Annotated in this window: 10 protein-coding genes and 1 riboswitch; of the genes, 4 read left to right on the top strand and 6 right to left on the bottom strand. The window is 75.6% G+C overall.

Annotated features, from left to right (window positions below; all coding sequences use genetic code 11):
- Positions 1 to 1,775: aspartate--tRNA ligase (aspS, locus tag AC5FZL_RS12515; protein WP_493619086.1), on the bottom strand; the 1,775-nt coding region annotated here is incomplete at its 3' end.
- A gap of 82 nt (positions 1,776 to 1,857) precedes the next feature.
- Positions 1,858 to 1,980, top strand: a riboswitch (SAM riboswitch).
- Positions 1,981 to 2,043: 63 nt separating this feature from the next.
- Here aspS and AC5FZL_RS12510 point away from each other — a divergent pair.
- Positions 2,044 to 3,201: a 5-methyltetrahydropteroyltriglutamate--homocysteine S-methyltransferase gene (locus tag AC5FZL_RS12510; protein WP_493619084.1), complete on the top strand. Its 1,158-nt coding sequence runs from the start codon at positions 2,044 to 2,046 to the stop codon at positions 3,199 to 3,201.
- Positions 3,202 to 3,348: 147 nt separating this feature from the next.
- On the opposite strand, the gene AC5FZL_RS12505 is transcribed toward AC5FZL_RS12510, so the two are convergent.
- Both AC5FZL_RS12505 and AC5FZL_RS12500 read right to left on the bottom strand, forming a co-directional pair.
- Positions 3,349 to 4,338 (bottom strand): aldo/keto reductase, encoded by a 990-nt coding sequence (locus AC5FZL_RS12505; protein WP_493619082.1) that lies wholly within the window; start codon positions 4,336 to 4,338, stop codon positions 3,349 to 3,351.
- An 11-nt stretch (positions 4,339 to 4,349) separates the two neighbouring features.
- The gene (locus tag AC5FZL_RS12500; RefSeq protein WP_493619080.1) at positions 4,350 to 5,462 is read right to left on the bottom strand and encodes an Rv2578c family radical SAM protein; all 1,113 of its coding nucleotides are present in this window, start codon (positions 5,460 to 5,462) and stop codon (positions 4,350 to 4,352) included.
- A 175-nt stretch (positions 5,463 to 5,637) separates the two neighbouring features.
- Between AC5FZL_RS12500 and AC5FZL_RS12495 the strand changes: the two genes are divergently transcribed.
- Complete coding sequence (locus tag AC5FZL_RS12495) at positions 5,638 to 6,123, top strand: hypothetical protein (RefSeq protein WP_493619078.1); 486 nt, start codon at positions 5,638 to 5,640, stop codon at positions 6,121 to 6,123.
- A 134-nt stretch (positions 6,124 to 6,257) separates the two neighbouring features.
- On the opposite strand, the gene AC5FZL_RS12490 is transcribed toward AC5FZL_RS12495, so the two are convergent.
- The 3 genes from AC5FZL_RS12490 to AC5FZL_RS12480 are packed head-to-tail and all read right to left on the bottom strand — an operon-like array spanning position 6,258 to position 9,236.
- Positions 6,258 to 7,142, bottom strand: a complete 885-nt coding sequence (locus AC5FZL_RS12490; protein WP_493619076.1) for a phosphotransferase — start codon at positions 7,140 to 7,142, stop codon at positions 6,258 to 6,260.
- Positions 7,143 to 7,149: 7 nt separating this feature from the next.
- Positions 7,150 to 8,496, bottom strand: a complete 1,347-nt coding sequence (gene hisS / locus AC5FZL_RS12485; protein ID WP_493619074.1) for a histidine--tRNA ligase — start codon at positions 8,494 to 8,496, stop codon at positions 7,150 to 7,152.
- 32 nt (positions 8,497 to 8,528) lie between these two features.
- On the bottom strand, positions 8,529 to 9,236 hold the full coding sequence (locus AC5FZL_RS12480) for an MBL fold metallo-hydrolase (protein ID WP_493619072.1): 708 nt from the start codon (positions 9,234 to 9,236) through the stop codon (positions 8,529 to 8,531).
- Positions 9,237 to 9,328: 92 nt separating this feature from the next.
- On the opposite strand from AC5FZL_RS12480, the gene AC5FZL_RS12475 reads away from it, so the two are divergent.
- Entirely contained in the window at positions 9,329 to 10,132 is an 804-nt protein-coding gene (locus tag AC5FZL_RS12475) for a peptidylprolyl isomerase (protein WP_493619070.1), read from the top strand.
- Positions 10,129 to 10,320 (top strand): hypothetical protein (locus AC5FZL_RS12470; protein ID WP_493619068.1); only part of this gene is annotated, 192 nt, incomplete at its 3' end. The genes AC5FZL_RS12475 and AC5FZL_RS12470, both read left to right, overlap by 4 nt.

The following is a 10,320-nucleotide window of genomic DNA, read 5'->3' as shown; positions in this document are numbered from 1 at the left end:
GCGCCGGGGACGGCGTCCACCCCGGCCTCCGCGCGCTGCTGCGCGGTGATCGGCGCCGGGGCCGAGGTCAGCGGGTCGAAGCCGCCGCCGGACTTGGGGAAGGCGATGACCTCGCGGATGGAGTCGGCGCCGGTGAGCAGCGCGACGATCCGGTCCCAGCCGAAGGCGATGCCGCCGTGGGGCGGGGCGCCGAAGCCGAAGGCGTCGAGGAGGAAGCCGAACTTCTCCTGCGCCTCGGCCTCGCTGATCCCCATCACCGCGAAGACCCGCTCCTGCACGTCCTTGCGGTGGATGCGGATCGAGCCGCCGCCGATCTCGTTGCCGTTGCAGACGATGTCGTAGGCGTAGGCGAGGGCGTGCTCGGGGTCGGTGTCGAACGTGTCGAGGTGCTCAGGCTTGGGCGAGGTGAACGCGTGGTGCACCGCCGTCCACGTGCCCGAGCCGACCGCCACGTCGTCGCTCTCGTCGGCGCGCTCGAACAGCGGCGCGTCGACCACCCAGACGAAGGACCAGGCGGAGGTGTCGATGAGGTCGCAGCGGCGGCCGATCTCGAGGCGGGCCGCGCCCAGCAGCGCCCGCGAGGCGGTGCGCGCGCCGGCGCCGAAGAAGACGCAGTCCCCGGGCACGGCGCCGACGTGGGCGGCCAGCCCCTCCCGCTCGGCCTCGGAGAGGTTCTTGGCCACCGGGCCGGTCAGGGTGCCGTCCTCGCCCACGAGGACGTAGGCGAGGCCGCGGGCGCCGCGCTGCTTGGCCCACTCCTGCCAGGCGTCGAGCTGCTTGCGCGGCTGGCTGGCGCCGCCGGGCATGACCACGGCGCCCACGTACGGCGCCTGGAAGACGCGGAACGGCGTCTCGCGGAAGTAGTCGGTGCACTCGACCAGCTCGACGCCGAAGCGCAGGTCGGGCTTGTCCGAGCCGTAGCGGGCCATCGCCTCGGCGTAGGGCATCCGCGGGATCGGGGTGTCGATCTCGTGGCCGATGAGCTTCCACAGCGCCACGAGGACGTCCTCGGCGAGGGCGATGACGTCGTCCTGCTCGACGAAGCTCATCTCCACGTCGAGCTGGGTGAACTCGGGCTGCCGGTCGGCGCGGAAGTCCTCGTCGCGGTAGCAGCGGGCCAGCTGGTAGTAGCGCTCCAGGCCGCCCACCATGAGCAGCTGCTTGAACAGCTGCGGGCTCTGCGGCAGCGCGTACCAGGAGCCCGGCGCCAGGCGCGCCGGCACGAGGAAGTCGCGGGCGCCCTCGGGGGTGGAGCGGGTGAGGGTCGGCGTCTCCACCTCGGTGAAGCGGTGCGCGGCGAGCACCTCGCGCGCGGCCCGGTTGGCCTCGCTGCGCAGGCGGATCGTCGCGGCCGGGCCGGGGCGGCGAAGGTCCAGGTAGCGGTAGCGCAGGCGCACCTCCTCGCCGGGGGCGCGCTCGGCCGCCTCGGCGGTGGCCTCGATCGGGAACGGCAGCGGTGCGGCCTCGTTGAGCACGGTCAGCTGCGCGGCGTCGACCTCGACCTCGCCGGTGGGCAGCGCCGGGTTCTCGTTGCCGACCGGGCGCAGGCGCACCGGACCGGTGACCTGGACGCAGTACTCGTTGCGCAGCCCGTGGGCGCCGGAGGACTCGAGCAGCTCGTCGCGCACGACCACCTGCACGGTCCCGGAGGCGTCGCGCAGGTCGAGGAAGGCCACGCCGCCGTGATCGCGCCGCCGCCCCACCCAGCCTGCGAGGGTCACGGTCTGGCCGTCGTGGCTGGCGCGCAGGGTGCCGGCCTCGTGGGTGCGGAGCACGCAGGGGTCCTTCCGGGGAGGGTGCTGGAGGCTCGGTCGGAGCCTGGCTCGATGGTAGTGCGCGCTGCTAGCGTGCCCGGCAGGTCACGAGCGCCAGCGCGAACCCCCGGGTCGCTGGCCGGCAACCCTCCTGTCGCGGTGGGGTGCCCCGGGTGAAGACCTGGACGCGCCAGCCGGGAGCCCCCGGGCGCGTCAAGCGCGGACGACGCCCGTCCTCCGCGCCCGTGACGACGCCTCCACGGGGCGTCCGACGCCGAGGAGCCTCCTCATGAGCACCAGCGCCCCCACCCCCACCCCCACGTCCGGCCACAGCGCGGCGCGGGCCGCCTCCCCCGAGCCGCCCTTCCACGCCGACCACGTCGGCAGCCTGCTGCGGCCGCCGGCGCTGCGCGAGGCCCGGGCGCGGTTCGCCGCCCGGGAGATCGACGCCGAGGCGCTGCGCGCCCTGGAGGACGAGGCGGTCCGCGAGGTGGTGCGCCGCCAGGGCGAGGTGGGCCTGCGCGTGGCCACGGACGGCGAGCTGCGCCGCCACTACTGGCACGAGGACTTCATCTTCAGCCTCGAGGGGATCGAGCCCGCCGGGGCGTTCTCCATCCCCTTCGTCGGCCAGGACGGCGAGCAGATCGACGTGCCGCTGACGCTCGCGCGCGCCAGCAGCCGCGTGCGCCTGGGCGAGACGGTCTTCGCCGACCACCTCGCCTTCCTCCAGCAGGCGGTCGCCGAGGCCGGCACGGGGGCGACCCCGAAGCTGACCATCCCCTCGCCCAACCACGTCCACAACACCTTCGCGCCGCTGCAGACCGAGGGCGTCTACGACGACGAGGCGGAGCTGCGGGCCGACATCGCCGCGGCCTACCGCGAGCAGATCGCGCGCGTCCACGCCGCGGGGCTGGAGTACCTGCAGATCGACGACGTGAGCCTCACCTTCTTCGGCGACGAGCAGTACCGCGGCCGCGGCGAGGCGGCGCTGAGCGGCTTCATCGACCAGTTCAACGCCGCACTGCTCGGGCGCCCGCAGGGGCTGACCGTCGCCACGCACCTGTGCCGCGGCAACTTCCGGTCCGGCTGGGCGCTCTCGGGCGCCTACGACGTCGTGGCCGAGCAGCTGTTCAACACCCTCGACGTCGACGGCTACTTCCTCGAGTTCGACGACGAGCGCTCGGGCTCGCTCGACGTGCTGCGCTTCCTGCCCCCGGGCAAGCGCGTGGTGCTGGGGCTCGTCACCTCCAAGCGCGCCGAGCTCGAGGACGCCGACGCCATCAAGCGCCGCCTCGACGAGGCCGCGCGCTACGCCCCGCTCGAGCAGCTGGCCCTGGGGCCGCAGTGCGGCTTCTCCTCCACCGAGGAGGGCAACGACCTCACCGCCGAGCAGCAGTGGGCCAAGCTGCGCCACGTCGTGCGGATCGCCGAGGACGTCTGGGGCTGAGCCCCCGCCCACCTCGACCGCCCTCCTCGACCGCCCGCCAGACGGGCACGGGGCGCCCCTGTGCCCGTCTGGCGGGCACGGGGGCGCCCCGTGCGCAGCGGGAGCGGGCGCAGATCCGCCCACTGGCCTCGCCCGGGGGCGGTCAGGTCACCAGCGCGCGTGCACGTGCGGGCGCACGTGCTCGTCGTAGATCCGCTCCAGCTCGGCCGCGACGTCGTCGCCCAGCGGCGCCACCGCGTCGGCCGCCGCGTTGCCGCGGGCCTGCTCGGGGTTGCGCGCCCCGGGGATGGCCGCGGTCACGCCCGGCTGGTCGAGGATCCACCGCAGCGCGAGCGCCGACGTGGCCACGCCCTCGGGCGCGAGCGCCGCGACCTCGCGGGCGGCCTGGACGCCGACCTCGAAGGGGACGCCCGCGAAGGTCTCACCCACGTCGAAGGCCTCGCCGCGGCGGTTGTACGTGCGGTGGTCGCCCTCGGCGAACGTCGTGCTCTCGTCGTACTTGCCGGTCAGCAGGCCGCTGGCCAGCGGCACGCGGGCCAGGATCCCGACACCGGCCGCCTCGGCCGCGGGCAGCACCTGCTCCAGCGGCTTGCGCCGGAAGGCGTTGAGGATGATCTGCACGCTGGCCACGCCGGGCCGGGCGATGGCGGTGAGGGCCTCGGCCACCGTCTCGACCGAGACGCCGTAGGCGGCGATCGCGCCGTCGGCGACGAGGCCGTCCAGGGCGTCGAAGACCGCGTCGTCGGAGTAGACCGGCGTCGGCGGGCAGTGCAGCTGCACGAGGTCGAGGGTGTCCATCCCGAGGTTGCGGCGGCTGCGGTCGATCCAGGAGCGCAGGTTCTCGGCGGTGTACTGAGCGGGCTCGTGCGGCTTCGCTCGACGCCCGGCCTTGGTGGCCACGAAGGGGCGGTCGACCTCGGGCAGCTCGCCGAGGAAGCGCGCGATCAGCTGCTCGCTGCGCCCGTCGCCGTAGACGTCCGCGGTGTCGAGCAGGGTGACGCCGGCCTCGACGGCCGCGTGCAGGGTTGCCAGCGCGTCCTCGTCGCTGACCTCCCCCCAGTCACCCCCGAACTGCCAGCAGCCGAGTCCGATGACGCTGACGGGTCGGCCGGTGCGGCCGAGGGTCCTGTTCTCCACGGTCGCCGACCCTACGGCCCGACCTCCAGCAGGGACAGCTGGACCGACCCGTCGCCGGCGGCGGCAGGAGCGGGCGCGGAAGCCGGTCGCCGGCGCGCCGCGGTGCCGTCCGGCAGGCTCCCGGCCGGGAAGTCCCCCTCGTCGGGGCGGACCCCGCGCTGCTCCCCGCCGCGGCGCCCGGCGAGGCCGTGGCGCTCCAGCAGCGGCGCGACCCGAGCGGCCAGCGCGTCGCGGTAGGCCCGCGGCACGTACGCCCCCCGCCCGTAGAGCTCGCGGTACAGCGGCAGCAGGTCGCGCCGCTCGCGCGCCAGCCACGTGAGCCACCACTCGCGGGCGCCCGGCCGCAGGTGCAGCGGCAGCACCGTGACGCCCGTGGCCCCCGCGTCGGCGAGCGCAGCCAGGGCGGCGTCCAGGTGCTCGGTGGAGTCCGTCAGGCCGGGCAGGACCGGCGCCATGAACACCCCGCACGCCAGCCCGGCGTCCCGGGCGGCCCGCACGAGGTCCAGCCGGGCTCGCGGTGAGGGCGCTCCCGGCTCGACCGCCCGGTGGAGCGCCTCGTCCCAGACCGCCACGGACACGCCCAGGCCGACCGGCACGTCGGCGGCGGCGGCCGCGAGCAGCGGCAGGTCGCGGCGCAGCAGCGTGCCCTTCGTGAGCACCGAGAACGGCGTGCCCGAGCCTCGCAGCGCCTCGATGATCCCCGGCATGAGCCGGTAGCGGCCCTCCGCGCGCTGGTAGGGGTCGGTGTTCGTGCCCAGCGCGACGTGCTCTCGCGCCCACGTCGGGCGCGCGACCTCCGCGGCCAGGCGCTCCGCGGCGTTGACCTTGACGACGACCTCGCGGTCGAAGCCGGCGCCCGTGTCGAGGTCGAGCCAGGCGTGGCTGCCCCGGGCGTAGCAGTAGACGCAGGCGTGGGCGCAGCCCCGGTACGGGTTGACCGTCCACCGGAACGGCATCGCCGACTCCTCGGGCACGGCGTTGAGCACCGAGCGCGAGCGCACCTCGTGGAAGGTCATCCCTGCGAACTCGGGGGTCGTCACCGAGCGCACCAGGCCGGGGATGCTGGCGGGCGCGAGGAGCTCGCCCTGCTCGTCGCCGTCCGCGCTCAGCCCGTCCCACCGCACGCCGCCGATCGAACCTCCGTTCGATCGGGGCTGTCAAACGACGACCCTCCGCCGCGCGTGCCGCACGCCCCGAGAGAAAGGGGCGAAAGGGGTGGAAACACCCTTTTGCCTGTGAGCCATCGGTGCTTCCCTTGTGGGGTGTCGACCGGCTCCAACGGCGGAGTCGGGGCACCACATGGGGGGAACAACCATGCACAGGACAACAGGACGTCGCCTCCTCGCGACGACCGCCGCGTCACTGCTCGCCGTCGGGGCCTTCGCCGCTCCGGCAGCCGCGAGCAACGATGGGAACGGCGACCGCCACGGAGGCGGCAACAAGGTGAACATCGAGGCCGAGGCCGACTCCTACTGCTACAAGGGCGACGTCCACATCAAGGTCCTGGTCTCGAACACGGGCGACAAGAAGGTCGACGTCAAGGTCGAGTCCCGCTACGCCACGGGGTGGATCCACGACCTCAAGTCCGACCGGAGCGGCGCGGTGTGGATCGACACCAACAGGTCCAGCGTCCGCAGCGGTGAGGTGACCGCGGTGGCCTACCGCCACGGCGAGCGAGACAGGGACACCGACAGGTTCAAGGCGAAGGACTGCGACGACCGCCACGGCCACGGCCACGACAAGGACCGCGACGGCCACGACGACGACTACAAGAACGACCACTAGTCGTCCGACCCCGGCTCCTGACCCGGGGCACGGGACGCCGGGGCTCCCTCCTTCCGCTAAGAGGAGGGAGCCCCGGCGCCGTGATCATGCTAGGCGGAGCACCTCGGACCGGGCGGGCCCCTCGCCCGGCCGGCTCAGCGCCGCTGCGCCCACTCCGCGGCGTCGGGCCCCACCTGCTCGCGCAGGGCCGGGCGCACCGAGGCGTAGAGCACCGTCCAGGCCTGCGCCTGCCAGTCGCGCAGGCGCTGCAGCGCGTCCAGCAGCTCCGCATCGGGCTGGACGCCGGTCGCGGCGGTGTAGGCGCGCACCGCGGCCTCGCCGTCGTGGCGGCGGCTGCGGCGCATCACCGCGAGGTCCCACTCCACGGGGCCGGTCACGGCCTCCTCGAAGTCGCACCAGATCGCCGCGCCGCCGACGAGCAGGAGGTTGCCGGGGTGGGCGTCGCCGTGCAGGGCGCGGCGCCCTGACCCGGCGTCGACGGCGGCGGCGGTGGCCGCGGCCTCCTCGTGGCCCCGAGCCAGGGCGCCCAGCACGTCCGCCGGCAGCCAGTCCCCGCCGACCTCCAGGCAGCGCCCGGCGTCGGCGACCGTCTCGCCCAGGCCCGGGAGCTCCGCCGCCGGATAGCCGGCAGCGGCGTCGTGCAGCGCCGCGAGCGCCGTCCCGACGAGCTCGGGGGCGGCGCCGGCGACGCCGCTGCCGTCCGCCGGCAGCGGCAGGTGCGGCCACAGCGACACCGCCCAGCCGTCGGCCTCGTGCGGGCCGGCGTCGACCACCGTGGTGGGCGGCAGCACGGCCGCGCCGCGGGCGGCGAGCCACCGCGACAGCGCCACCTCCCGGCCCAGCGCCTCGCCCGGGCGCGGGCGCGCGAGCGCGGTGAAGGCGGCGACCCGCGCCACGACGGGCGCCGGCGCCAGGTGGACGACGGTGTTCGCGAGGTCGGACAGGACCACCGGCTCCCCCACCGGCAGCCCCAGGCGGCGGCCGAGCGCGACCGCGGCCCCGACGGGCGCGGTCCTCACCGGCGGCTCACCAGGACGCGACGACGGCCGGGCGCAGGTCTGCCTCCGGCGGGACCCAGGCCGCCGGGTCGGCGTCCACCTGCTCGCCGGACCGGATGTCCTTGACCTGGTGCCCGCCGTCCTCCTGGGGGAACCAGACGAAGGGGATGCCGCGCCGGTCGGCGTAGCGGATCTGCTTGCCGAACTTCGCCGCGGTGGGCGAGACCTCGGTCGGCACCCCGCGAGCGCGCAGCGCGGCCGCGACGGCGTCGGACGCCGACCGCTGCGACTCGTCGACGACGGCGACCACGACGGCGGCGGGCGTGCCGCGGCTGGCCGTGACCAGGCCGCGGCTGAGCAGCGGGACCAGCGCCCGGGTGACGCCCAGGGAGATCCCCACGCCGGGGTAGGTGGTGCGGCCGTCGGTGGCCAGCGCGTCGTAGCGGCCGCCCGAGCAGATCGAGCCGAGGGACTCGTGACCCTCCATCCGGGTCTCGTAGACGGTGCCGGTGTAGTAGTCCAGGCCCCGGGCCACCGACAGGTCGGCGACCACCTGCACGCGCTCGCCCTGCACGTCGGCGACGCCGTCGAGGACCGCCACGAGCTCCGCCAGGCCCTCGGCCAGCAGCGGGTGGGAGACGCCGAGCGCCTCCACCTGCGCGACCAGGGAGGCGTCCTGCGCCCTGATCTGCGCCAGCGCCAGGCACGCCCGCACCTGGCGCTCGTCGAGACCCGCCTGGCCGAGCAGGGCCGCCACGCCCTCCGCGCCGACCTTGTCGAGCTTGTCGACGGCGCGCATCGCGGCGCCGACGCCCTCGTCGTCCAGGCCCAGGCCCCGGTAGAAGCCCTCGACGAGCTTGCGGTTGTTCACCTGCAGGCGCACCGGGGGCAGCGGCAGCGCCGCCAGCGCGGCGGCCATCACCCGGGCCATCTCCACGTCGTGGTGCGGCGCGAGGACGTCGCGGTCGACGACGTCGATGTCGGCCTGGAGGAACTCGCGGTAGCGGCCCTCCTGCGGGCGCTCGCCGCGCCAGACCTTCTGCACCTGGTAGCGGCGGAAGGGGAACTGCAGGTGCCCGGCGTTCTCGGTGACGTAGCGCGCGAAGGGCACCGTGAGGTCGAAGTGCAGGGCGAGCGCGTCGGCGTCCTCACCACCGCCCGCCTCGTCGGCGTGCAGGCGGCGCACGACGTAGACCTCCTTGTCGATCTCGCCCTTGCGCAGCAGCACCGACAGCGGCTCGACCGCGCGGGTCTCCACCCCGGCGAAGCCGTGCAGCTCGAACGTGCGCCGCAGGACGTCCAGCACGTGCTGCTCGACCACCCGCTGGGTCGGCAGCAGCTCGGGGAAGCCGGACAGGGGGGCGGGGCGCGACATCGCTGGTCTCCAGGGGACGGGTGGTGCGCGGGTCAGGACAGCTGCAGCAGGTACGGGTTGGTGCGCCGCTCGCGGCCGATGGACGTCGGGCCGCCGTGGCCGGGCAGCACGAGGCGGTCGTCGGGCATCGGCAGGACGACGTCGCGCAGCGAGCGCTGCATCGCCGCGGGGTCGCCTCCGGGCAGGTCGGAGCGCCCGATGCTGCCGGCGAAGAGGACGTCGCCGCTGAGCAGCGTGGACGCCATCCCCTCCGCGGCCAGCGGGCCGCCCGGCTCCGGAACGGCGTCGAGGACGAAGACGGCCGAGCCCTCGGTGTGCCCGGGCGCGTGCAGGACCTCCAGGCCCAGACCCGCGATGTCCAGGCGCTCCCCCGCGCCCAGGGTGCGGACGTCGTCCGGCTCGGCCCAGCGCGCGGCCTGGCCGAAGCGCTGCTGGAGCATCGCCACGAGCTGGGAGTCCAGCCCGGCCAGGGGGTCCCGGAGGCGGTGGCGGTCGTCGGCGTGGACCAGCGCCGGGATCCCGCGGGCGCCGCAGACCGGCGTCACCGACCACACGTGGTCGGCGTGCCCGTGCGTCAGCAGCACGGCCGCCGGGCGCAGCCGGTGCTGCGCGAGCACGGCCTCCAGGGCGTCGACGACCTCGAACCCGGGGTCGACGACCAGGCACTCCTCGCCCGCGGCCGGGGCCAGCACCCAGCAGTTGGTGCCCACGAGGGCGTCGGGGATCCCGCTGACCAGCACCGGTCGAGCCTAGCCGCCGCCCTCCGGCGGCTAGGCTGGCGCGCGCTCCGCGAGGGGCACGGACAGCCCACGGCGAACGGGAGGACGACGGCGTGTCACCGATCAGCCGCGAGCGCGAGCGCGAGCAGGCCCGCCGCCGCCAGGAGGCGTGGCAGCGCCGGCAGGTCGCGAAGGCCGCCGAGCGCCGCCGCCGGCGCGCCACCGCCCTCAAGGCGGTCGCCGTCACCGCCGTGGCCCTGCTGGTGCTCGTGGGCGCCTGGTGGATCGGCTTCCGCGGCCTGGACGACGCCACCGAGGCCGCCGCGCCGGCCTCGTCCGCCGACGCCTGCCCGGCCCCGACGTCGGCCCCGCCGGCCGAGCCGCTGCAGCTGGACGCCGCCCCCGACCCGTCCGCGGCGCAGGCCCGCACCTGGACGGCGACGCTGGCGACCTCCTGCGGCGACATCGGCCTCGAGCTCGACGGCGCCGCCGCGCCGCAGGCCGTGGCCTCCTTCGTCACGCTCGCGCAGGACGGCTTCTTCGCCGGGACCCCGTGCCACCGGGTGACCACCGAGGGCATCTTCGTGCTGCAGTGCGGCGACCCCACGGGCCAGGGCACCGGCGGCCCCGGGTACTCCTTCGGCCCGATCGAGAACGCCCCGGCCGACGACGTCTACCCGGCCGGCACCCTCGCCATGGCCCGCCGCGGCGGCGACGCCAGCAGCATGGGCAGCCAGTTCTTCCTCGTCTACGAGGACTCCACGATCCCCAGCGACGACGCGGGCGGCTACACCGTCTTCGGCCGGATCACCAGCGGCCTGGACGTCGTCCAGCAGGTCGCCGCTGCCGGCGCCTCCGGGGGCACCGACGGTGCTCCCTCCACCCCGATCAGCATCGAGCAGGTGACCGTCCAGTGAGCGATCAGCCGACGACCAGCATCCCCGAGGCCGAGGTGGCCCCGGAGCACGCGACCGAGGTGGCCCCCGAGGTGGCCGCAGCAGAGGCTCCCGAGGTGACCGCGGAGGCGACCCCGGAGGGCGAGCCGCAGCCCGAGGCCGCGGAGGCTCCCGCCACCGAGGCGCCCGCCGCCGAGGCACCCGCCGCT

It is taken from the genome of Quadrisphaera sp. DVD1 (genome assembly GCF_058932755.1).
This window is presented reverse-complemented; position numbering and strand designations above follow the sequence as displayed.